Source organism: Enterobacter sp. HMSC16D10, assembly GCF_001807145.1.
GTDB lineage: Bacteria > Pseudomonadota > Gammaproteobacteria > Enterobacterales > Enterobacteriaceae > Enterobacter > Enterobacter roggenkampii.
In genome coordinates, this window is sequence record NZ_KV787902.1 from 169,801 (window position 1) to 192,449 (window position 22,649).

The 22,649-nt window shown below is 55.9% G+C and carries 24 protein-coding genes and 1 pseudogene; 18 read left to right on the forward strand and 7 right to left on the reverse strand.

Features of this window, described 5'->3' with window-relative positions; genetic code table 11:
- Window positions 1-35: 35 nt before the first annotated feature.
- Window positions 36-1,229 carry an efflux MFS transporter YdeE gene (gene ydeE, locus HMPREF3143_RS19815; protein ID WP_023292430.1) on the reverse strand — a complete coding sequence of 398 codons (1,194 nt, stop codon included), beginning with the start codon at window positions 1,227-1,229 and terminating at the stop codon, window positions 36-38.
- Between the two features lie 194 nt (window positions 1,230-1,423).
- Between ydeE and eamA the strand changes: the two genes are divergently transcribed.
- Window positions 1,424-2,329 (forward strand): O-acetylserine/cysteine exporter, encoded by a 906-nt coding sequence (gene eamA, locus HMPREF3143_RS19820; RefSeq protein WP_023327461.1) that lies wholly within the window; start codon window positions 1,424-1,426, stop codon window positions 2,327-2,329.
- Between the two features lie 32 nt (window positions 2,330-2,361).
- Here the strand turns inward: eamA and marB are convergent, their stop codons facing one another.
- From marB to marR, 3 genes are read right to left on the reverse strand one after another with little or no spacing between them, the layout of a single operon-like run.
- Complete coding sequence (gene marB / locus HMPREF3143_RS19825) at window positions 2,362-2,580, reverse strand: multiple antibiotic resistance protein MarB (protein ID WP_008502238.1); 219 nt, start codon at window positions 2,578-2,580, stop codon at window positions 2,362-2,364.
- Between the two features lie 33 nt (window positions 2,581-2,613).
- Window positions 2,614-2,994, reverse strand: a complete 381-nt coding sequence (gene marA / locus HMPREF3143_RS19830; RefSeq protein ID WP_008502237.1) for an MDR efflux pump AcrAB transcriptional activator MarA — start codon at window positions 2,992-2,994, stop codon at window positions 2,614-2,616.
- 21 nt (window positions 2,995-3,015) lie between these two features.
- A complete protein-coding gene (gene marR / locus HMPREF3143_RS19835; protein WP_008502236.1) occupies window positions 3,016-3,450 on the reverse strand; it encodes a multiple antibiotic resistance transcriptional regulator MarR in 435 nt (144 codons plus the stop codon).
- Between the two features lie 255 nt (window positions 3,451-3,705).
- Here marR and HMPREF3143_RS19840 point away from each other — a divergent pair, with 255 nt between their 5' ends.
- The gene (locus tag HMPREF3143_RS19840; RefSeq protein WP_008502235.1) at window positions 3,706-4,371 is read left to right on the forward strand and encodes a MarC family NAAT transporter; all 666 of its coding nucleotides are present in this window, start codon (window positions 3,706-3,708) and stop codon (window positions 4,369-4,371) included.
- Between the two features lie 95 nt (window positions 4,372-4,466).
- On the opposite strand, the gene HMPREF3143_RS19845 is transcribed toward HMPREF3143_RS19840, so the two are convergent.
- On the reverse strand, window positions 4,467-5,663 hold the full coding sequence (locus HMPREF3143_RS19845) for a sugar transporter (RefSeq protein WP_070534156.1): 1,197 nt from the start codon (window positions 5,661-5,663) through the stop codon (window positions 4,467-4,469).
- 177 nt (window positions 5,664-5,840) lie between these two features.
- Here HMPREF3143_RS19845 and HMPREF3143_RS19850 point away from each other — a divergent pair, with 177 nt between their 5' ends.
- The 3 genes from HMPREF3143_RS19850 to HMPREF3143_RS19860 all read left to right on the forward strand — a co-directional run bounded on the left by HMPREF3143_RS19850 (window position 5,841) and on the right by HMPREF3143_RS19860 (window position 8,024).
- Window positions 5,841-6,629, forward strand: a complete 789-nt coding sequence (locus HMPREF3143_RS19850; protein ID WP_055321919.1) for a PhzF family phenazine biosynthesis protein — start codon at window positions 5,841-5,843, stop codon at window positions 6,627-6,629.
- A 28-nt stretch (window positions 6,630-6,657) separates the two neighbouring features.
- The gene (locus tag HMPREF3143_RS19855) at window positions 6,658-7,449 is read left to right on the forward strand and encodes a PhzF family phenazine biosynthesis protein (RefSeq protein ID WP_045354027.1); all 792 of its coding nucleotides are present in this window, start codon (window positions 6,658-6,660) and stop codon (window positions 7,447-7,449) included.
- A gap of 92 nt (window positions 7,450-7,541) precedes the next feature.
- Window positions 7,542-8,024 (forward strand): GNAT family N-acetyltransferase, encoded by a 483-nt coding sequence (locus HMPREF3143_RS19860; protein ID WP_023292427.1) that lies wholly within the window; start codon window positions 7,542-7,544, stop codon window positions 8,022-8,024.
- On the opposite strand, the gene HMPREF3143_RS19865 is transcribed toward HMPREF3143_RS19860, so the two are convergent.
- Window positions 7,978-8,856, reverse strand: a complete 879-nt coding sequence (locus HMPREF3143_RS19865) for a putrescine utilization regulator PtrR (RefSeq protein ID WP_070534157.1) — start codon at window positions 8,854-8,856, stop codon at window positions 7,978-7,980. The genes HMPREF3143_RS19860 and HMPREF3143_RS19865 overlap by 47 nt on opposite strands.
- A 98-nt stretch (window positions 8,857-8,954) precedes the next feature.
- Here HMPREF3143_RS19865 and sad point away from each other — a divergent pair, with 98 nt between their 5' ends.
- The 9 genes and pseudogenes from sad (at window position 8,955) to HMPREF3143_RS19910 (ending at window position 19,325) form a co-directional block, all read left to right on the forward strand.
- Window positions 8,955-10,343, forward strand: coding sequence for a succinate-semialdehyde dehydrogenase (gene sad, locus HMPREF3143_RS19870; protein ID WP_070534182.1), 1,389 nt, complete (start codon window positions 8,955-8,957; stop codon window positions 10,341-10,343).
- A 112-nt stretch (window positions 10,344-10,455) separates the two neighbouring features.
- Window positions 10,456-12,046, forward strand: a pseudogene (locus HMPREF3143_RS19875) (methyl-accepting chemotaxis protein).
- 62 nt (window positions 12,047-12,108) lie between these two features.
- The gene (glsB, locus tag HMPREF3143_RS19880; protein ID WP_008503201.1) at window positions 12,109-13,035 is read left to right on the forward strand and encodes a glutaminase B; all 927 of its coding nucleotides are present in this window, start codon (window positions 12,109-12,111) and stop codon (window positions 13,033-13,035) included.
- Window positions 13,035-13,391, forward strand: a complete 357-nt coding sequence (locus HMPREF3143_RS19885) for a DUF4186 domain-containing protein (RefSeq protein ID WP_021242499.1) — start codon at window positions 13,035-13,037, stop codon at window positions 13,389-13,391. The genes glsB and HMPREF3143_RS19885 overlap by 1 nt, the downstream gene beginning before the upstream one ends.
- A 113-nt stretch (window positions 13,392-13,504) precedes the next feature.
- On the forward strand, window positions 13,505-14,953 hold the full coding sequence (locus HMPREF3143_RS19890; RefSeq protein ID WP_069598286.1) for a GGDEF domain-containing protein: 1,449 nt from the start codon (window positions 13,505-13,507) through the stop codon (window positions 14,951-14,953).
- Window positions 14,954-15,063: 110 nt separating this feature from the next.
- Window positions 15,064-16,029, forward strand: coding sequence for a sensor domain-containing diguanylate cyclase (locus HMPREF3143_RS19895; RefSeq protein WP_021242497.1), 966 nt, complete (start codon window positions 15,064-15,066; stop codon window positions 16,027-16,029).
- A gap of 82 nt (window positions 16,030-16,111) precedes the next feature.
- A complete protein-coding gene (locus tag HMPREF3143_RS19900) occupies window positions 16,112-16,639 on the forward strand; it encodes a GNAT family N-acetyltransferase (protein WP_070534158.1) in 528 nt (175 codons plus the stop codon).
- A gap of 118 nt (window positions 16,640-16,757) precedes the next feature.
- On the forward strand, window positions 16,758-18,209 hold the full coding sequence (locus HMPREF3143_RS19905; RefSeq protein ID WP_070534159.1) for a tagaturonate reductase: 1,452 nt from the start codon (window positions 16,758-16,760) through the stop codon (window positions 18,207-18,209).
- Between the two features lie 201 nt (window positions 18,210-18,410).
- On the forward strand, window positions 18,411-19,325 hold the full coding sequence (locus HMPREF3143_RS19910; protein ID WP_023292420.1) for a bestrophin family protein: 915 nt from the start codon (window positions 18,411-18,413) through the stop codon (window positions 19,323-19,325).
- On the opposite strand, the gene HMPREF3143_RS19915 is transcribed toward HMPREF3143_RS19910, so the two are convergent.
- The gene (locus tag HMPREF3143_RS19915) at window positions 19,313-19,861 is read right to left on the reverse strand and encodes a GNAT family N-acetyltransferase (RefSeq protein WP_023292419.1); all 549 of its coding nucleotides are present in this window, start codon (window positions 19,859-19,861) and stop codon (window positions 19,313-19,315) included. The two genes, HMPREF3143_RS19910 and HMPREF3143_RS19915, sit on opposite strands and share 13 nt — an antisense overlap.
- Before the next feature lie 176 nt (window positions 19,862-20,037).
- Between HMPREF3143_RS19915 and HMPREF3143_RS19920 the strand changes: the two genes are divergently transcribed.
- Genes HMPREF3143_RS19920 through HMPREF3143_RS19935 form a run of 4 tightly spaced genes read left to right on the forward strand, consistent with a single transcriptional unit; the run spans window position 20,038 to window position 22,522 of the window.
- A complete protein-coding gene (locus tag HMPREF3143_RS19920) occupies window positions 20,038-21,000 on the forward strand; it encodes an Ssp4 family T6SS effector (protein WP_032674783.1) in 963 nt (320 codons plus the stop codon).
- Window positions 21,000-21,587 carry a hypothetical protein gene (locus HMPREF3143_RS19925; RefSeq protein WP_070534160.1) on the forward strand — a complete coding sequence of 196 codons (588 nt, stop codon included), beginning with the start codon at window positions 21,000-21,002 and terminating at the stop codon, window positions 21,585-21,587. The genes HMPREF3143_RS19920 and HMPREF3143_RS19925 overlap by 1 nt, the downstream gene beginning before the upstream one ends.
- An 11-nt stretch (window positions 21,588-21,598) precedes the next feature.
- Window positions 21,599-22,069 (forward strand): GNAT family N-acetyltransferase, encoded by a 471-nt coding sequence (locus HMPREF3143_RS19930; protein WP_008503210.1) that lies wholly within the window; start codon window positions 21,599-21,601, stop codon window positions 22,067-22,069.
- Window positions 22,070-22,081: 12 nt separating this feature from the next.
- Window positions 22,082-22,522, forward strand: a complete 441-nt coding sequence (locus HMPREF3143_RS19935; RefSeq protein WP_070534161.1) for a GNAT family N-acetyltransferase — start codon at window positions 22,082-22,084, stop codon at window positions 22,520-22,522.
- Window positions 22,523-22,649 lie beyond the last annotated feature (127 nt).

A 22,649-nucleotide genomic window follows, 5' to 3' on the forward strand; every position in this document is an offset into this window, starting at 1 on the left:
CGGGTGGCGGCTTCGCCTTACCCGGCCTACATTTGCTACGCCGCTTTGGGTGACTCGCACCATGCCTTCACGCTCATCCCGCGCAAAATCATCAGCCACGCCACAATAATCGCGGCCATCATAATCACAAACAGCGACCAGTGCGGCAGGTTGGTCAGGATGATACCGGTGATCATCGGGTTTGCCGCCGCGCCGAGCCAGCCCAGCGCCTGCGCGGAGAAATAGCTCGCCTTCATTCCCGGTGGCGCAATGTTGTCAATCAGCATGTATTCACCAGGGGCATAGATAATCTCACCCAGCGTAAAGATGGCGGCAGCGATGCCCCAGTAAACCAGGTTTTCCCCGGAGAGCATAAAGCCGCCCAGCCCCACGATAAAAAACAGGGTGGCGAGGGACATCAGCGGGCGGATATTGCTGGCTGAGATTTTGCGGCCCAGCGCATATTGCAGCGTTACCACCACGGCGGCGTTGACGGGCAGTACCACGGCGACCACCTTTTCGGCGAAATCGCTGTCCGCATGTGCAGCGAGAACGTATTGCGAAATACAGCTCGCGAACGACCCGCCCACGTACGACGCCAGCAGGCCAGAGAGCGTGTACCAGAACAGCGCGCGGTCTTTCAGCAAGACCGACGGCTGCCACGGCGTCTTCTCCTCGGCGGTATCTAACGCCACGCTTTTCTGCACAAAGAAGTGGATAAAGCCCAGCGGCAGGGCGGCACAGAAGGCTGCCAGCCAGAACGGCAGCTGCAGGCTGTACATCACCAGCAGGGTGCCAATCGGCGGGCCGACCGTCCAGCCAATGTTCAGGAAGCTGTAGTTCAGCGAGAAGACCCGCGCCTTCTGGCTGGAGGTGAGCACGTCGGAGAACCAGGCTTTCAGCACCGTCGAAAAGACGGAGTAGGCGCAGTTGATCAGCGCAAAGAACAGCACCACCAGCGTGACGTTATTGACCAGCGGGATCGCCACAAATCCGGCGATAAAGGCTACGATGGCGATGAGCATGTAGCGTTTTTTATCAAACTTATCGGCCAGAATACCAAATCCCAGGCTGAACACCACGCCAATGGTCAGCGCCACGGTCAGGGCATAACCAATATTCTCGACGCTCATGCTGTAGACGCGCGTGAGATAGATGGTCATGAACGGCAGCGTTGCCCCTCTACCGATGGTTAACAACAATGACGATGCCAGCAGCGCTGCGGTTGAGCGCCTGAGAGATGGTTTCATATTCCTGCCCGACAGTTGCTTATGCTTTTATTCGATGTGTGTTAACAGGATTACCATGACATAAGGGGCTTGTATAGCACCCGATTTATCCCTAAGTGCTTCAGCTGCCTGCCAGAAATAATGATCTTCTCGTGGCGCACTTTTTTCTGTTACCTTGAAGTGTTAACAAATTATTAATAATTCAGGGGCGGGATATGACGCGGAAAGACGGGCTGCTGGCACTGCTGGTGGTCGTAGTATGGGGGCTCAATTTTGTGGTCATCAAGCTGGGGCTGCACAACATGCCGCCGCTGATGCTGGCCGGCTTACGTTTTATGCTGGTCGCTTTCCCGGCCATCTTCTTTGTGGCGCGTCCAAAGATCCCCTTTAAACTGCTGCTGGGCTACGGTCTGACCATCAGCTTTGGCCAGTTCGCGTTTCTCTTTTGCGCCATCAAGTTCGGTATGCCGGCCGGTCTGGCCTCGCTGGTGTTACAGGCGCAGGCGTTCTTTACCATTATTCTCGGGGCGTTTGTGTTTGGCGAGCGCCTGCAGGGCAAACAGCTGGCGGGGATCACGCTGGCGGTGTTTGGCGTGCTGGTGCTGATCGAGGCCAGCCTGAATGGTCAGCACGTGGCGCTGCTCGGGTTTATGCTGACGCTGGCGGCGGGGCTGAGCTGGGCCTGCGGGAATATCTTCAACAAGCTGATCATGCAGCACGAGGCGCGCCCGGCGGTGATGTCGCTGGTGGTGTGGAGCGCGCTGATCCCGGTTATCCCGTTTCTGCTGGCGTCGAGTATTCTGGACGGTCCGGCGGTGATGCTGAACAGTCTGGTCGACATCGATATGACCACGATCCTCTCTCTCGTCTATCTGGCCTTTGTCGCCACCATTGTGGGCTACGGGATCTGGGGATCGCTGCTGGGGCGTTATGAGACCTGGCGCGTCGCGCCGTTATCTCTGCTGGTGCCGGTGGTAGGGCTTGCCAGTGCGGCGATATTGCTGGATGAAACGCTAAGCGCGCTGCAGCTGTTCGGTGCCGTGCTGATCATGGCCGGGCTGTACATTAACGTGTTTGGTCTGCGGGTGCGTCGGACGACGCGGGTAAGCGAAAAGGCATAAAAAAAGCCCCGCGTCTGCGGGGCAAAAACGAATCAGAAGCCGTGCTGATTATAATAAGGCACGCCTAATTCGTCGGATTTGTCGCTACCAGCACCCATGTGGTTGAAATCATAGGGCGACTGGTCATGTGCGGACGGCAAAATCATCGTATCAGGATTATTTTGCTGCGTTGCACGAGGGGTTTGCTCCGCGAAGGTCTGGCTGGAGAACAGCACCAGCAAGGCGAGGGCGGCGGAGGCGATAACTTTCATGATTTCCTCGGTTACGTCTGTGACAGGCGATGATTAACTACAGTGTTTTAACGGATACAGGTATCGGGATTCGCCCGGCACGCTGGTGATTCGGTACTTATGAGGCGGCACGTCAAAATAGTTCTTGAACGTACGCGTCAGGGTTTGCTGCGATTCAAATCCGTAACGCTCCGCCAGATAAAGGATCGGCTCATTGCTTTCTTTCAGTTTCTGGGCAATCTCCGTCAGCTTGCGGCTGCGAATATATTGACCTAATGAATGGCCGGTCTCTTTTTTGAACATCCGTTGCAGGTGCCATTTGGAGTAACCCGAACGCTCTGACACTTTTTCAAGGGAGAGCGGCGATTCCAGGTTATCCTCGATCCAGTCCAAAATGCTATGAATGGTGATAGCGTCAGTATTGCGTCTGGACATCGTCATACCTCTTTTTTCTGTTTACGGCAGGATTTTCTTCAGCAAAAGCTCAAGGGTTGCCACTTCATCTGCCGTTAAGTTTTTTGTTAGTTCCTGATGCAGTGTTTGTCCTACTAATTGATGACATTGCTCGCACATGGCCGCGCCATCGCTGGTCAGCTTCACCAGTACGCCGCGTTTGTCATTCGGGTTAGGGCTTCGTTCTATCCATCCTTTGCAGACGAGACGATCGAGCATGCGGGTTAACGCACCCAGATCGACAGAGAGCACCTTTTTCAGCTCAACCGGCGTGATACACACTTCGCAGCGAATGGAACACAGCACTTTGAACTGTGTTGCGGTGATATCCAGCGGTGACAGATAGTCATTGAGCAGGCGATCTTTTTTCTGATTGACCATATGAATAAGACGACCCAGCGGAACAACGTCGTTAAAGATATCACTGGTGCTTTTCACAATGGTTGCCCTGGCAAGTAATTAGTCACGGCAGATATTATTGCTCAGGCAAGTATAAGTCAACTGAATGAATCAGCCGATGCCACGAATTGCTAAAACGTTTCATGAACTTTTTTTAAGGTGTTTCAAATCATAGGGATAACTTCCTGTTATCTTTTCAGAAGGAAAATAATCGTTACGTTGCGCCCATGGCTGAATGTCACACTTTCCCCCTATAATTGCTGTGTTAAATATGGATAAGGACGACAACGCACTATGTTGGATTTGATTAAAGCAATCAGCCTTGGGCTGGTGGTCTTGCTGCCGTTGGCTAACCCGTTAACGACGGTGGCGCTTTTCCTCGGGCTGGCAGGGAATATGAATAGCGCCGAGCGCAATCATCAGTCGATGATGGCCTCGGTGTATGTGTTTGCCATCATGATGGTGGCTTACTACGCCGGGCAACTGGTGATGAATACCTTCGGGATTTCCATCCCTGGCCTGCGCATCGCCGGGGGGCTGATCGTGGCCTTTATCGGTTTCCGCATGCTGTTCCCGGCGCAAAAAGCGCATGAGTCGCCGGAAGCGACCAGCAAATCGGAAGAGCTGGAAACCGAACCGAGCGCGAATATCGCCTTCGTGCCGATTGCCATGCCGAGCACGGCGGGGCCGGGGACCATCGCGATGATCATCAGCTCCGCGTCGACGGTGCGTGACAGCGCAACCTTCCCGGACTGGGTGCTGACGGTGGCACCGCCGCTGATTTTTGCGATTATCGGGATTATCGTGTGGGCATCGCTGCGCAGCTCCGGCGCCATCATGCGCTGGGTAGGCAAGGGCGGTATCGAGGCGATTTCCCGCCTGATGGGCTTCTTACTGGTCTGTATGGGCGTGCAGTTTATTATTAACGGCGTGCTGGAGATTATTAAGACCTATCATTAAGTTCATTGCCGGGTGGCGGCTTCGCCTTACCCGGCCTACGAAATACGTCTTTTTGTAGGCCGGGTAAGCGCAGCGCCACCCGGCACCAACAAACCTCACCCGTGCTGCCCCTGTTCCTCCAGCGCCACCGGCCACTTACGGAAGATAAGCACTGACCAGATCAGCGCCATCAGGGCCGGAATGGCACCCAGATAGCCAATCGCCGACATCGACACGTGCAGGATGACCTGGTTACCCACCAGCGCACCCGCGCCAATCCCCAGATTGAAAATTCCCGAGAACAGCGACATGGCGACGTCCGTCGCATCCGGCGCCAGGGCCAGCACCTTCACCTGCATGCCCAGGCCAATAATCATGATCGCCACGCCCCAGAACAGGCTGAGGATCGCCAGATGGCTTTCACTGCCCGCGGCGGGCATCAGCAACAGCAGACAGGCCAGCAGCAGGCAGATAGCGCTGCTTACCAGCGAGGAGGCATGCCGGTTACCCAGCTTGCCGAACAGCACGCTGCCAATAATCCCCGCGCCGCCGAGGATCAGCAGTAAGACGGTGGCAAAGTTGGCGCTAAAGCCTGCTACCACCTGCACAAACGGTTCAATGTAGCTATACGCCGTGTAATGGGCCGTTACCACAATGGCGGTCAGCAGGTAGATGCTCAGCAGCGCAGGGCGACGCATCAGCAGCGGCAGGCTTTTCAGCGAGCCGGAATGTTCGCTCGGCAGCGCGGGCAGCAGCTTAATCAGACACACCAGCGTCACCAGCGCGCCCATGCCGATGGCGAAGAAGGTGGTACGCCAGCCGAAGTATTGCCCCACGATGCGGCCAATCGGCAGGCCCAGCACCATCGCCAGTGCGGTACCGGTAGCAATCAGGCTCAGCGCCTGCGCGCGTTTACCCGCCGGTGCGAGGCGAATCGCCAGCGACGCGGTGATCGACCAGAACACCGCATGGGCAAAGGCGATACCGACGCGGCTGATGACCAGCACCGTAAAATTCCACGCCATAAACGACAGCACGTGGCTCGCGATAAATAAGACAAACAGACCGATCAGCAGCCTGCGCCGCTCTATCTGGCTGGTCAGCAGCATGAACGGCAGGGACATCAGCGCCACCACCCAGGCGTAAATGGTCAACATAATGCCCACCTGCGCCGTTTCCATCTGGAAACTGTTGGCGATGTCAGACAACAGCCCAACCGGCACAAATTCTGTGGTGTTAAAAATAAACGCGGCAATGGCCAGCGTGACCACGCGTAGCCACGCAACCCTGCGGGAAACTGTGTTCGTTGTCATAGGGATGTCGGAGATTCGTTGCTGAAAAGAAGAGGAGACGATCTTAAAACGTTGAATGGCGAAAACTCAACCATTATGTGACGCAGATCTCAATATTTACCTTATGAAAGCGGTAGCCGGGAGCGCTGTTTTCATTGAATATAAAAGAACAACACAATAAAAACAGGCGGTAAGACAATGCAGGAGATTGATTTTTATCTGGTCGATGCGTTCAGCAATACCACGTTTGGCGGCAACCCGGCCGCCGTTTGTCCGCTCAAGGAATGGTTACCCGATGAGACCTTGCTGAAAATGGCGCAGCAGCATAATCAGTCGGAAACGGCCTTTTTCGTCTGCACTAAAGGAGGCATTGAGCTACGCTGGTTTACCACGCTTACCGAAGTCAATCTCTGCGGCCACGCCACCCTTGCCGCCGCGTACGTTCTGTTTAATGAACTGGATTATCCCGACTCGCGGATCCACTTTGATACCGCCTCTGGCCGCCTGACGGTCAGCCGGGAGGGGGAGTGGATGACGCTGGACTTCCCGGCATGTCCAACCCAAGAAGAGACGCCGCCGCCGGAGATGCTCTCGGCGCTCGGTATCCGTCATTACGTTGCAGCCCGCAAAGGGCGCGCCTGGCTGATCGTGCTGGACAATCGCCAGCAGATTGAAGCGCTCGCGCCACGCTTTTCGGCGATGACGCCGGGCGAGCATAAGGTGAGCGTGACGGCACGGGGTGAGGGGGAATACGATTTTGTCAGCCGCTTTTTCTCCCCCGGGGTATCCGTTCCGGAAGACCCGGTCACCGGCTCCGCGCACACCATGCTGATCCCATACTGGGGTGAACGGTTGGGGAAAACAGCCATGCTTGCCCGTCAGGTTTCCGCGCGCGGCGGCGACGTGCGCTGTGAGCTGAAAGGCTCGCGCGTGCTGATGAGCGGACAGGCTTCACTTTATCTGAAAGGCACAGTTTTTCTGCGCTAAATAACCCATAACAAGAGAGGAAGAGACAATGCAGGAAATTGATTTTTATCTGGTGGATGCCTTCAGCGACAAAACCTTTGGCGGCAACGCGGCAGCGGTATGTCCTCTGGAAGCGTGGCTGCCGGACGAGACGCTGCTCAAAATGGCGCAGCAGCATAACCAGTCTGAGACCGCTTTTTTTGTACGCACCGACGGTGGGTTTGAACTGCGCTGGTTTACCACGCTCGATGAAATTAACCTGTGCGGCCATGCTACGCTTGCCGCATCGCACGTTATTTTCGAATACCTTGACTATCCGCACACTGAAATTACCTTCACCACGCGCTTCGTGGGCGAGCTGACGGTGAAACGCAGCGGCGACTGGCTGACGCTGAACTTCCCCGCGTGGTCAACCGAGGTGGTCGAGAACCCACCTGCGCTGCTGTTTAGCGCGCTGGGCATCCCAGACGCAAAAGAGGTGCGCGTCGGACGTGATTACCTGGTGGTGCTGGAGAGCCAGCAGCAGGTGGAAGCGTTAACGCCGGATATTGGGGCGATGATCCCGCTGGATAAAATGGTCTGCGTGACGGCGTCGGGCGAAAAATATGACTTCGTCAGCCGCTTCTTCTGCCCGGGGGAAGGGGTGCCGGAAGATCCGGTTACCGGATCCGCCCACAGCATGCTGATCCCTTACTGGAGCGAAAAGCTGGGTAAAACGTCACTTTATGCCCACCAGGGGGCGCACCGTGGCGGGGATCTGCGCTGCGAAATGAAGGGCGACCGCGTGCTGATTGGCGGTCAGGCTACCCTGTACCTGAAAGGGAAAATCTTTTTGCGCTAACGGAGCGGTACGATAAGTTAATTGTATGAAGCACCCCGGCAGGCCTGCGCTATGTTGACATTTAGCCTCACAAAAAAAGCAAGGAGCCTGCCATGTATTCCATTACCTCTGAATCTGCACGTCACCCGGACATTCTTAGCCTGATCGCGGCGCTTGACCGCTATCAGAGCGAACTCTATCCCGCCGAAAGCAATCATCTGATCGATCTGGCTGCGCTGCCGGAAACGTCGCTGATCCTGATGGTCATTCGCGACCAGCAGCTTCAGGCCGTTGGCTGTGGCGCCATCGTGCTCAACGGCGACGGTACCGGTGAAATGAAGCGGGTCTATATCGATCCGGCCCATCGTGGGCAGCACCTTGGGGAGACGCTATTGGCCGCCCTGGAAGATGAGGCCCTGAGCCGTCATTGCCATACGGTACGGCTGGAGACGGGCATCAAGCAGCGCGCCGCGGTGCGTCTTTATGAACAGTGCGGATACGATTTGCGCCCGGCGTTTCCCCCGTACGTTGACGACCCGCTCAGCCTGTTTATGGAGAAGGCGCTGGTTGAAGACGTTCGTTTAGCAGCGCTATAAAGGCCTCCAGCTGGCGGGTCATCGCCCCGCGTCGCCACACCAGCCAGGTGGTGAGCCAGCGCCAGTTTTCTGCCAGCGGCCAGGCTTCAACCTGATGATACCCGGGCATACTCTCCAGCATCGAGCGCGGCATCAGCGCGATGCCCGCGCCCGCAATGACGCAGGCGAGCATGCCGTGATAGGACTCCATCTCGTGAATGCGGCCGGGCGCGGCGCGGTCAGCGTGAAACCAGCTCTCCAGGTGCCGGCGATAAGAGCAGTTGGCGCGAAAGGCATAAACGTCGCTGCCGCTCACCTGCGCGGCGCGTGAGATTTCCGCCTGCCCGGCAGGCGTGACCAGCATCATCTCTTCCCGGTAGACCGGCATTCCTTCCAGCTCCGGGTGCGAGAGTGGCCCGTCGACAAAGGCGGCGCTCAGGGTTCCCTCCAGTACGCCATCAATCATCGTCCCGGATGGCCCGGTAGAAAGGGCAAACTGAATGCGCGGATAGCGCTGGTTAAACTGTGCCAGCGTTTCAGGAATGCGCACGGCGGCGGTACTTTCCAGCGCGCCGAGGGCAAATAACCCCTGCGGCTCATCCCCCGCGACGACCATGCGCGCTTCATCCACCAGGGCGAGGATCTGCTTGCTGTAGTGCAAAAAGTTATGGCCAGCCGGGGATAAACGCAAACGCTGGTTCTCACGAATAAACAGCTCAACGCCCAGATCGGCTTCCAGCTGGCGAATGCGGGTCGTCAGGTTAGACGGCACGCGATGCACCTTCTGCGCCGCCTGGGTGATACTGCCCGTCAGCGCGACGGCGTTAAACATTTCAAGCTGGGTTAAATCCATAGCGTTCTCGTTTCGTGAATAAGGTGGTTAGTATTATTCATTTTTAAGAAATAGCAGAGTGAGCCACAATGAATCAACCGAAAAACGTGGAGAACACCATGACTTATTCCTCTGCAACACATGCCTTCTCTGTCAACCCGGCAACGGGTGAAACCCTCGCCGCGTATCCGTGGGCGACGCCGGAACAGGTTGAACGCGCGATTTCTCAGTCCGACGCGGGCTATCGCCAGTGGCGTCGCGAAAGCGTCTCCCACCGGGCGCAAAAGCTGCGCGATCTTGGTGCCGCGCTGCGTCATCGCGCTGAAGAGATGGCGCAGACGATCTCCCGTGAAATGGGCAAACCCATTCAGCAGGCGCGGGCGGAAGTGGCGAAATCCGCTGGCCTGTGCGACTGGTACGCCGAGCACGGCCCGGCGATGCTGCGTGCGGAACCCACTCAGGTGGAAAACCAGAACGCGGTTATTGAATACCGTCCGCTGGGGCCGATCCTCGCGGTCATGCCGTGGAACTTCCCGCTCTGGCAGGTGCTGCGCGGTGCGGTGCCGATTCTGCTGGCAGGGAACAGCTATCTGCTCAAACACGCGCCCAACGTGCTCGGCTCGGCGGATCTTATCGCGCAGATTTTTGCGGATGCGGGTTTCCCTGAAGGCGTGTTCGGCTGGGTGAATGCCACCAACGACGGCGTCAGCCAGGCGATTAACGATCGTCGTATTGCGGCGGTGACCGTCACCGGCAGCGTGCGTGCCGGGGCAGCCATTGGTGCTCAGGCGGGGGCCGCGCTGAAGAAATGTGTTCTTGAACTGGGCGGCTCAGACCCGTTCATCGTTCTCAACGATGCCGACCTGGATCTTGCCGTGAAGGCGGCGGTAGCAGGCCGCTACCAGAATACCGGACAGGTGTGCGCGGCGGCCAAACGCTTCATTGTGGAAGAGGGTATTGCGAAGACCTTTACCCAGCGCTTTGTCGATGCGGTTGCTGCGCTGAAGCTGGGCGCGCCGGATCAGGAAGAAAACTATATTGGCCCGATGGCGCGTTTTGACCTGCGCGATGAACTCCATCAGCAGGTGCAGGCGACGCTGGCGGAAGGTGCAACGCTGCTGCTGGGCGGTGAGAAAATCAGCGGTGAGGGGAATTATTATGCGCCAACCGTGCTAGCGAACGTCACCCCGTCGATGACGGCCTTCCGGCAGGAGCTGTTTGGTCCGGTCGCGGCCATTACGGTCGCGAAAGATGCGGAGCACGCCCTGATGCTGGCCAACGACAGCGATTTTGGCCTGTCTGCCACGGTCTTTACCGCCAGTGATGCGCTGGCAGAAACCTTCTCCCGCGAGCTGGAGTGCGGCGGGGTGTTTATCAACGGCTTTAGCGCCAGCGATGCGCGCGTGGCCTTTGGCGGCGTGAAGAAAAGTGGCTTTGGCCGCGAACTTTCCCACTTTGGGTTGCACGAGTTCTGCAACGTGCAGACGGTGTGGAAGGATCGCGTGTAATCCCGCGATGTCGGCCCTCATCTCGAGGGCCGTTGTCATTAATCTGCAATGGTTCTGTCATTTTCATTTCGTAGACTCGCTCGCGTCTAACGCCTTGTAAATGAAGCTAATTATGAAACTAACGCAAATTTTTCGCCGTATTGCGCAGCGTCTCACTCCCCGTCACTTTGGCCTGCTGACAGGGATCTTTTGCATTATTGGCCTTTTCTCCGCGCTGCAGCTCTCCTCGTCATTCCTGCTTAACGCCTCCCTGAACGAAGCCCAGCGCAACGAGCAGCAAAACCTGCTGGCGTGGCAGCAGCAGAGCAAGCTGGATCTGGCCCGCGTCTCTCTGCTGGCGGCAAGCGATCTCCTTAACCGCTCCGGGGTGTGGTTTATGCAGGATAAAGAGACCGGATCCGACGGAAGCTGGCACAGCCTGATGGATGACGCGCAAAAGGCGCTGACGGTGTCTCAGCAGGCGTGGAAGGCCTGGCTGGCGCTGAATCCACCGAAAGACGACGCCCTGGTGAACAGCTATCAGCTCTTCTACGGCGCGATCAACGAGCAGGCGGAAGGTCTGGTCAAAACCAATACCATCGACGCTTTTTTTGCCGTCCCGGCGCAGGCTTTTCAGACTGATTTTAACGACAACTATGCGCGCTACCAGCAGGCAAGCGAGAAGCAGGCCATGCAGGGGCGTCAGAGCCTCATGGCGCAGCTCTCTGACCTGCAAACGTTATTCCTGTTTGCCCCGTTGCTGTTAGTCGCCATTGCCGCTGTCGTCTGGTTCGGTATGTCCCGATGGGTGATTACGCCGCTGCGTCGGCTCATCGCGCATATCAACCGGCTGGCAGCAGGGGATCTCTCCGGCACGCCGCCGAACGTCATGCGCTTCAACCGGGAGATAGGGCAGCTTAGCGACAGCATTGCCACGATGCAGCACGGCCTGCAGCAGCTGGTGACGCAGGTCAGCCACGCCACGGCTACCATGGTGGAGAACATTGATTCTCTGGCGCAGGGTAACCAGAAGCTGTATCAGCAGTCGGCACGCCAGGCGAAAGAGCTTGAGGATGTGACGGCGCATATTGCGGCGCTGGAAAGCCACGTGGAAGGGAATACCGGCTATGCCAGACTCGCCAGCTCCCGGGCCGATGAAGCGCGCCAGGCAGCCGTGGGCGGCGACCAGATGATGTCGACCGTAAATGCGTCTATGCAGGCGATCGTCGACCGATCGTCTGAGATGCGCGGGATCGTGGCGATGATCGACAGCGTGGCGTTTCAGACGAACATCCTGGCGCTGAATGCCGCCATTGAGGCCGCCCATGCCGGAAATCAGGGGCGCGGGTTTGCCGTCGTCGCCCGCGAGGTTGGACTCCTGGCCAGAAAGAGCAGCCACTCGACGCAGACCATTCAGGAGCTGATCAACCGTTCACTGCAGGGTATCGAAGACGGTTCCCGTGCCGTCACCCTGATGGAAGAGAATTTGCAGCAGGTCACCGGTCTGGTGGGCAATTTGAGCAGTTTGCTGAATGAGATCTCCACCGCCACGCTCAGTCAGGGAGAGCGTATTCACCTGATGACGCGTCAGCTTCAGGCGCTGAACCAGGTTCTCCCGTCAGACGGACCTGCTGGTCTCTGACGCCTCGGAGGCCTCTGAGCGGCTGCAAAAGCAATCCGATCTTTTATTGCAGGCCGTTTCGCGTTTTCGTCTTAGCGCCTGACGCAATACATAAGCCTCTGTTATACTCGCAGCCCGTTTTAGCCTGAGGGCAAGGAGCAAAGTGTGGCTGCGGTCATCCATAATGAGATGTTGGACGAGATTCTGGCGCAGGTTCGTCCGTTAATTGGAAAGGGGAAGGTTGCCGACTATATTCCGGCCCTTGCCTCGGTCAGCGGAAATAAGCTGGGTATTGCTATCTGCACCATTGACGGACAGCGATTCCAGGCAGGGGATGCAACAGAACGTTTTTCCATTCAGTCCATTTCGAAAGTGCTCAGTCTGGTTGCGGCGATGCGCCAGTATGAAGAAGACGAAATCTGGCAGCGCGTGGGTAAAGATCCGTCCGGCCAGCCTTTTAACTCGCTGCTTCAGCTTGAAATCGAGCAGGGTAAACCGCGAAATCCCTTTATCAACGCCGGGGCGCTGGTGGTCTGCGATATGCTGCAGAGCCGCCTCAGCGCGCCGCGTCAACGAATGCTGGAGATAGTACGCCAGCTCTCGGGGGTTGACGACATTGCCTACGATCCGGTGGTGGCCCGCTCGGAGTTCGAACACTCTGCCCGTAACGCGGCCATCGCGTGGCTGATGAAATCCTTCGGCAACTTCCATAACGACGTGGCGACCGTCCTGCAAAACTATTTCCACTACTGCGCCCTGAAAATGAGCTGCGTTGAGCTGGCTCAGACGTTCCTGTTCCTTGCGCATCAGGGGCATGCGCCGCACCTCGATCAGGAGGTGGTTTCTCCTCTGCAGGCGCGCCAGGTCAACGCGCTGATGGCAACCAGCGGGATGTATCAAAACGCCGGCGAGTTTGCCTGGCGCGTTGGTCTCCCGGCCAAGTCGGGCGTGGGCGGCGGAGTGGTGGCGATTGTACCGCATGAAATGGCGATTGCGGTCTGGAGCCCCGAGCTGGATGAAACGGGAAATTCCCTTGCCGGTGTCGCGGTTCTGGAGAAACTGACCCAGCGTATGGGACGTTCCGTTTACTGATGTCTGACCTGGATCCCCTTTTTTCCCGTCTGGCGCGATCGACGTTTCGCTCGCGCTTCCGCTTAGGCGATAAGGAACGGCAGTATTGCTGGGACAAAGGCCCCGATACCATTGATCAGCATGCCGCTGATTTTGTCGAAAAGCGCCTTGCCCCTGCACAACCCGCGAATGACGGCAAACAGACGCCCATGCGCGGTCACCCGGTATTTATCGCCCAGCATGCCACCGCCACCTGTTGTCGGGGCTGTCTGGCGAAATGGCATAATATTCCTCACGGTGTTCAGCTCACCGCGCAGCAGCAGCAGTATATCGTCAGCGTGATTCACCACTGGCTGGTGCTCCAGATGAACGCCTAAATTTGACGAGTTATGATCCCGTTATATTTGTGTTATAGATTCATCCTAAGTGAGCGCCGATCGTGCTGACGACCGCAATAACTGCCATAAGCTTTCATATGGAATGAAATTTAATGCGTTCTGCTCTTACCGCTTTCAGGCCGTTCCAGCCTGACACGCCGCTGCGAAATGCATCGACGATCTTTATCCTCACCACTTTGTTCTATTTTGTGGGTGCGGAATTACGTCTCGTGGAGGCCTTGTCGCTGTTCTGGCCCCTCAACGGCGTGATGGCAGGGATCTTTGCCCGCTATGTTTTTCTGAATCGCCTGCATTACTACGCGGTATCCTATGTCGCCATGCTGATGTATGACGCGGTGACGACCAACTGGGGGATAGCCTCCGTGGTGATCAACCTGTCTAACATGGTCTTTATCGTCGTGGTCGCCGTGCTGATTCAGCGTGACAGGCGGCTGATGAAGAAAACCCCGGATCCGCTTAACGCCTTACGCCTGTTCAACTACTGCCTGATTGCTGCGCTGCTGTGCGCACTGCTCGGCGCGGTGGGGTCGGTCGGGATTGACAGCCACACCTTCTGGCCGCTCTTTGCCGACTGGTTTAGCGAGCAGTTCTCAACCGGCGTGCTTGTTGTGCCATGTATGCTCACGATAGGCATGCCCGTGCGCGAATTCAGGTTACGTCTGGAGCAGCTATTACCGGTTATTGCGCTGATCGTCTCGGTGGTCGCGTCAGTCGTGATTGGCGGCGCGGGGAGCCTCTCTTTTCCACTGCCTGCGCTTATCTGGTGTGCGGTACGCTACCCATTGCCTGTGACCTGCTTGCTGACGTTTGTCACGGGCGCCATTGAAATTATTCTGGTCGCCAACTCGGTGATTAATATTGCCGTGGCGACACCGCTGACCACCCCAATGATGTTTTCTGCCCGGCTGGGTATTGCCACGATGGCGATCTGTCCGGTGCTGGTTTCCGTCAGCATGGCGGCCATTAATTCTCTGATCCGTCAGGTTTCCCTGCGGGCGGATTATGACTTTTTAACGCAGGTTTATTCGCGTTCCGGGCTTTATGAGGCGTTAAAACACGAAGAGACGCACCGCCATTCGCGTTTCCTGACCGTTATGCTGCTGGATATCGATTACTTCAAAAGCATCAACGATAACTACGGCCACGAGTGTGGCGACCGCGTGCTGGCGTCATTCGCCCGGCAGGTTCAGCAGGTGGTCGGTGAAGACGGGATGGTCGCGCGTATGGGCGGGGAAGAGTTCGCGGTGGTGGTCAACTCTGGCGACGCTCGACACGGTTATGAACTGGCGGAACGTATCAGAACTACCGTCGCTAACCATCCTTTTACATGGCGTCAGCAAACGCTCTCTCTGACGGTCAGTATTGGCCTTGGAAGCGGGAAGGCGCAGGCATGGCAGTTGACCGAGGTCTTCAACAAACTCATGACCGAAGCGGACGATCACCTCTATCGTTCAAAAAAAGCGGGTCGAAATCGTACCAGCGCCCGGGTCGCGGACGAGCATATTACTGCCGCCACCGGGCATGAAACAGAGCTGCGTTAATCGTCATAAGGCATTGTCGTGAATAGCAAGTGGCTTAACAGGATGTCAGAACACTGACAATGTCACTGTTTAAGCTACGCTTTGAGTAACGCTTTACGTCAGGAGACATTATGAAAGCACCTGCAACCCCTGAAAATGAAACAGACAGACTGAACTCGCTGCGCGAATCAGGTCTGCTTGAGATCGACAGTTCCCCGGCGTTTGACCGGCTTACGCGTCTGGCGAAGCGCTTCTTCCAGGTGCCGCTGGCAATGGTCAACCTCATTGATGAGCACTCGCTGATCGTGAAGTCGGCCGATGGCAAGGCGCCTGACACCGTTCCGCGTAATATCTCGTTTTGTGGCCATACGATCCTCACCGAAGCACCGCTGGTGGTAGGGGATATGCTGCAGGACGATCGTTTTGCGGATAATCCGCTGGTGGCGGGTGAACCTCGCGTGCGTTTTTATGCGGGCTTCCCGCTGCGCCTGCGCGACGGCGCCAGCGTGGGCTCGCTGTGTCTGATTGATTACGCCCCCCGTGAGTTCTCGGCGGCCGATCTTGCCGTGCTGGGAGACCTGGGCGCGCTGGCAGAAGATGAGTTTGCCGCCATCAGCGCGGCGACCACGGATGAGTTAACCGGCTTATTCAACCGTCGCGGCTTTAATCAGCTCGTGAGATTCACGCTTTCCGTTGCCCGACGCAGGGCGGAGCCGCTGACGCTCGGCTGGCTGGATTTGGATCGCTTTAAGGAGATTAACGATCGCTACGGGCATGAAGAGGGCGATAAGGCGCTTAAAGTTATGGCGCAGCTGATGCGCAGCGCTTTCCGTGAGGCGGATATGCTGGTGCGTTTTGGCGGGGATGAGTTCGCGGTGCTGTTCGCGGATACCGACGAGCAGGGCGCCTGGATAGCCATGCAGTATCTCGCCGAGCAGGTGGAAAGCTATAACGCCCGCAAGCTTCACCCGTGGTCGCTACACTTCTCATGGGGGCTCAGTGAATTCGATCATAACGGCAACGACCTGCAACAGTGGTTAAAAGACGCCGATGAAAAGATGTATGCCATGAAGCAGCAGCGCCAGCGCGCCCGGTGACATAATAAAAGCCTATGTCCGAACCGCTTGCGTTAATAAGTTGTTAAACCCAAAGTGAGCGTATTCAACGTAAGGAAAAACAATGAATACCTCACTGCAAATCAAAACCCTCACCCGGGAAGAGATCCTCATCCATCTTGATGCGCTGGCCGGGATCCTCGAAAACTGCGTAAACGGCGGGGCATCCGTCAGCTTTATGCTCCCTTTTAGCCTCGACAAGGCCCGTACTTTCTGGCGCGGTATTGCCGAAAGCGTCGCGCGAGGCGAGCGGCTGGTGCTTGCCTGCGTCGATGCGCAGGACGGGGTCATTGGAACGGTGCAGCTGATCGCAGACCAGCCGGAAAACCAGCCGCACCGGGCGGATGTGGCGAAGCTGCTGGTCCATGAAAAAGCGCGTCGAAAAGGGGCCGCAATGGCGTTAATGGAAGCGCTGGAGGCTGAGGCCCGGGCCAGAGACATTTCTGTATTGGTGCTCGATACCTCCACCGGCAGCGGGGCAGAAACCTTCTACCAGCGTGCCGGCTGGCAAAAGGTTGGTGAGATCCCGCGCTACGCGCTGATGCCTGACGGCGCCATGACCGCCACCTCTGTGTTTTATAAGTTCTTATAATTATTTTGCACAACAGCACCGCGGATTGATCAAAACAGGGTTTCTGGTCGTTAAGTTTTGATAAGTTATCGTACCAATCTTATCAGGCTGTATGACTAATCATAAAAGGACCCCCCTTGTGAACACGCTCAACCGTCGTGATTTTCCCGGTGCGCACTATCCAGAACGCATCATTCAGTTTGGTGAAGGCAATTTCCTGCGTGCGTTTGTCGACTGGCAAATTGACCTGTTAAACGAACATACCGATCTTGACGCTGGCGTGGTAATCGTTCGCCCGATTCAGAGCGACTTCCCGCCGTCGTTAAGTACCCAGGATGGGTTGTACACCACGATCGTTCGTGGCCTGAATGAGCAGGGCGAGGCGGTGAGCGAGGCCCGGCTGATCCGCTCCGTTAACCGGGAAATCAGCGTCTATGACGACTATGGCGCATTTCTGAAACTGGCTCACAATCCCGATATGCGGTTTGTATTCTCGAACACCACCGAAGCGGGTATCAGCTACCACGCGGGTGACAGCGTCGACGATGCCCCTGCGGTGAGCTATCCGGCGAAGCTGACGCGTCTGCTGTTTGAGCGCTTTAGCCACTTCAACGGTGCGGCTGACAAGGGCTGGATCATCATTCCCTGCGAGCTGATTGACTACAACGGTGACGCACTGCGTGAACTCGTCTTGCGCTATGCGCAGGAGTGGGCGCTGCCTGCCGCCTTTATTCAGTGGCTCAACGACGCCAACAGCTTCTGCTCGACGCTGGTTGACCGTATCGTGACAGGCTATCCCCGCGATGAAGCGGCCGCACTGGAGGCTGAACTGGGTTATCACGATGGGTTCCTCGACACGGCCGAACATTTTTATCTGTTTGTGATTCAGGGGCCGGCATCTCTTTCGCACGAACTTCGTCTGGATAAGTACCCGTTAAACGTGCTGATTGTCGACGACATCAGGCCCTACAAAGAACGCAAGGTGGCCATTCTGAACGGCGCGCACACGGCGCTGGTGCCGGTCGCCTTCCAGGCCGGGCTGGATACGGTAGGCGAGGCGATGAATGATGCGGAGATCTGCGCGTTCGTCGAAAAAGCGATTTATCAGGAGATCATTCCGGTCCTCGATTTGCCGCGTAACGAGCTGGAATCGTTCGCCAGTGCGGTGACAGGACGTTTTCGTAATCCCTACATCAGACACCAGCTGCTCTCCATCGCGCTTAACGGTATGACCAAATACCGCACCCGCATCCTGCCGCAGCTGCTGGCAGGGCAGACGGCGACGGGGCAATTACCGGCTCGCCTGACGTTTGCTCTGGCCGCATTGATCGCGTTTTATCGCGCGGAGCGTAACGGGGAGAGCTATCCGGTGCAGGATGATGCACGCTGGCTGGAACGTTATCAGCAGCTGTGGGCGCAGCACCGCGATCGGCAGCTTAGCACCCGTGAACTGGTGCAGTCGGTGCTCAGCGCACGCGAACACTGGGAGCAGGACTTGACGCAGGTAAGCGGTCTTGTCGACCAGGTCACGCTGGATCTGGATGCCATTCTGCTTAAGGGCATGCGCGCCGCGGTTAAACCGCTTTGCTAATGCGTTCACCCGGCTTCGGCCGGGTTTGAATAGGACTTATTTAGTTACAACATACTATGTGCTTTGTTTTTAAAAAAACACATGCAGCACCGTGCTGATTTCGCTAATCAGGGGAGAAAATGCAATGTCCCGTTAACAAGCTTGCAACGGTGACGGGGATCACGTTTAATAGCCTCGCTCTTTTCTTGCCTGATACTCACTATGATCGTTCGTCCTAAACAGCACTGGCTACAACTGATTTTTGTCTGGCACGGTTCGGTACTTCCCAAGATCTATACCCGATTGCTGCTCAACTTCCTGCTCTCTATCGCCGTTATCCTGATGTTACCGTGGTATACCTCGCTCGGTATCAAATTTACCGTGGCGCCATTCAGCATTCTCGGCGTGGCGATCGCTATCTTTCTGGGTTTCAGAAACAACGCCTGTTATTCACGCTACGTTGAGGCGAGGCTGCTCTGGGGGCAGTTGATGATAGCGGCCCGCTCGCTGTTTCGCGAGGTAAAAAACACCTTACCCGACGATAAGCACCTCGGCGAATTTGTCCGCCTGCAGATTGCTTTCGCCAACTGTCTGCGCATGACCCTGCGCCGGGAACTGAATGCTGAGCAGCTCTCTCGTTATCTTGCTGCGGAGGATTTACGTAAAGTCATGGACGCCAACTCACCGGCGAACCGTATTTTGCTGATCATGGGGGAGTGGCTGGCCGTGCGGCGGCGAAACGGGCAACTCTCAGACATTCTGTTCCATAGCCTGAACAACCGTCTGAACGACATGTCTATCGTCCTTTCCGGCTGCGAGCGCATTGCGACCACGCCGGTGCCGTTTGCCTACACGCTGATTTTGCACCGCACGGTATATCTGTTCTGCATCATGCTGCCGTTCGCGCTGGTTGTGGACCTGCACTACATGACGCCCTTTGTCTCTGCGCTGATTTCTTATACCTTTATTTCGCTGGACACCCTGGCGGAAGAGTTGGAAGACCCGTTTGGAACGGAAGATAACGACCTGCCGCTGGACGCCATCTGCAACATGATGGAACGCGATCTGCTGCAGATGAATGATGAAGAGAACATTCCGGACAGGCTGATGCCGGATAAGCACTATCAGCTGACCTGACGGGCGTTCCACTCGTCGCGGGTAATCTCCCACAGCTCGGAGTCCAGCATCCCGCTGACGTAGGCTTTCTTCTCCGTTCTGATAAGCCGCATGCCGCTACTGTCAGAAATACGACGGGAGCGGCTGTTGGCGGCGGCCTTCGGGGCCCGCAAAACGGATTTGTTTAGCGTGTTGAACCAGTAATCCGTCGCGGCAATGCTGGCTTCGCGCATATATCCGTGCCCCTGAAACTCCGGCGCGAGCCAGAACCCGCGGTTGTTATCCTCGACGTCGTACAGGCAAATAATGCCCATCAATTCATCCGGCACCTCACGTCGCCGGATGCTCCAGAACCAGGCAATTCCTTTTGCCATATCCGGCAGCGCCACGTTGTTGACATAGTTTTCCGCGCCGTTATCCGGATAGGGCCAGGGCACGGAAGAGACCATATAACGGACGATCTCCCAGCGCGGATACAGCGTTTGTATCTGGGCGGCATCTTCGGCAACCAGCGGTTTCAGCAGTAAACGTTCTGTCGTGAGCGTCGGTATCGTCATGCGCGGATCTCCCTATTTAGGCGTTATGCTTTTGTTTGCGTTCTGGTATTTTCATCTATATGACGTTCTGTTTAGTTGCGTTGTAACGTATTTACTACCAAAATTTTGCTCTGCTGAGCGTTCGACTACCATCAGATTAGTTGGGCTAACTTACCTACCCACATAAGGAATAATGTATGGTTTTGCCTGGAATGAATCCTGAGACCAATCTCCCCGGTTATGATTATGCGCGAATGGCAGGTTTAGGGGCTGCAGATTTCGATTTCAAAGCACTGGGTTCCGCCATGGACTGTAATCGCGAATTTGCTCAGGCCGGTATCATTTATTCTGATGGTACTCAACGCTACCTGGTTCGCTCTGGTCAGCGTCATCCTAATGGCCAAAGTGGTATTGTAACCCACGTAATTGTAACGAAAGCGAACTCGCAGCCATCCACATCCAGCGTAGGTAAATCATTGACTGACGCTGTGACATCGACATCCATGGGTACTGAGCTTGCGTCGACTGTACTATCCTGTGGCGCGATGATCATTACTGGAGGTGTAATGCTTGCAGGCACGGCAGCAACACCTCTTACCGCAGGAGGCAGTGGTGTTTTAGTGGCTATCGGCTACGCTGGTACTCTCGCTACCGGATTACAATGTGTTAACGGTCTTTATCGAATTTATGATCTGGTTGAAAACGGTGGCGGAAATGTTGCATGGCTCGATACGCAAGAATGGTACGTCGCCACCTCCACATCACTGGATGTAATTTCGTTAGCAAGTGCAGGTGGGGCATTAAAAGAAGCCGTTACCACCTGGCGTGCAATGAAATCCATATCTTCCTTGAAAGCCACTGAATGGTTAAAAAGCTATCCTCGTCAGGATCGTGCTCGTTTGACCGAATTGATAATTCGCGCGCAAAACCCCGGTATAAGCAACAAAGAAATCAAGGCTCTTATCCGCGCGGGTCTTTATCCGAAACGCTTTCCAACCGGGCCGGTTCAGGTAGAACTCACTCGACAACTTGGGCAAGTGGTAACAAGTGCCGCAGCATTAGCAGGAAGTGCGGTGAGCGGCGTTATTGCAGCGCCCAGTAACTTACCACGGACCGGTAAATACATTATCGGTACCATTCAGTCACTGGCGGTATTCTGATGAAGTTTTTGAGTTTGTTAACCGGACGGGTTTTCCAGGATCTCCTGCAACATGGTAAAAATATAGAGGAGGCTATTGCTCGTCGTGATACCCGCCTTCTGGATAATTCCACTCCCGAGCTGGAACGGTATTTTTCGCGACCCCTCAGCGAGCTTCCGCGTCAAAATCCTTACCCGGTAGCTATGCTGTTACCTCTGTTTTTAGTGGCGTTTGCGCTAAACCTTTTGCCTTTTCTCAGCACGTTGCAGGGTTTGTCACCTTTACATCATGCATTGAGCTTTTTCTTACCATCATTGACGATGACAGGCGCGCTCATTGTGACAAGCGTACTACTGGCTCGTGGAAAGACGTCGGGATTGTCGGGCTTTATGGCGTTGTTCATCATCCTGCTGATAACGACCCTCGTTCAGGTTCTACATGTCATGCTTTCTCATGATGGAAGCCTCTGGCCACACGTCATTGCATCTTTCGCGCTGTTACTTTGTCGGGTGGTGATGAACGGCAGCGGCTTTGTTCTGTTTACGCTCTATTGTCGTACTCAGCGTCTTGCCAGATTGGCACGGGAAATGCGGCTAAATAGCCGTTAAAGGGGGAGGTTATGACATTACGAAAAGCCACGCCACAGGAAGCCGAAACACTCTGGAATATACGCAATCAGGCGATTCGTCACGGCTGTACAACCAGTTACGACGCTGAGGTCATTGCGCGCTGGACGCCCGATCTGATGCCAGAACGCTATCGGCAAATGGTCATTGAATACCCTTTTTACGTGGTTGAAGATGAAAAGGGCGATGTTGCGGCAACAGGCTACCTCGATCTGGATACCCATTGCCTGGAGGCGATTTTCACCTTGCCCGCAGCCTCCGGCAAAGGCATGGCGACCCGGATTATTGAGGCCCTCAAACATGAGGCCCGTAGCCGGGGGATAACCCGCCTGACGCTTGATGCAACGCCTAACGCCCAGTCGTTTTATCAGAAGCTGGGGTTTGTGACGCTGCGCGAAAACTATCATCACTCGCGTATGGCGGGGGCTGATTTACGCTGTTTTGAAATGGCGATTACTCTGTAATGTGAGGAAAACATGGCTGTTACGGTACGACCTCTATGCAAAGACGACTATTCCCAATGGCGACCGCTGTGGGACGGCTATACCCATTTTTATGATTGCTACCTCGAGGAATCCGTCACCGCAGCGACGTGGGAAAGGGCGCTCTCAGCGCATTCATCGATGTTCTGCCGGGTCGTGGAGAAGGACGAAAAGATCATCGGTTTCGCAATGTGTGTTCTGCACGAAGGCACCTGGTCAACCGCGCCCATCTGCTACCTGGAAGATCTGTTTGTTGATGCTGCCGAACGCGGGGCGGGGGCCGGTAAGGTGCTCATTGACGCTCTGATTGAGGAAGGCAAGCGCGAAGGGTGGTCGAAACTGTACTGGGTCACCCGGGAGAACAATCCGGCGCGTAAACTTTATGACAAATATGGTGAAGCTGACGACTACGTCCGCTACCGTCTCTCCCTCTAAGGCTTCAAGGCCTGTGTTTGTATCACACTGTATCAGCGTCCCGGATACATACACAGGCTTGCAATAAACCCGCTTTCGCACATATCCGCTATACATTGAGGTGTTGTGATATCCCCGTGAATTGTAC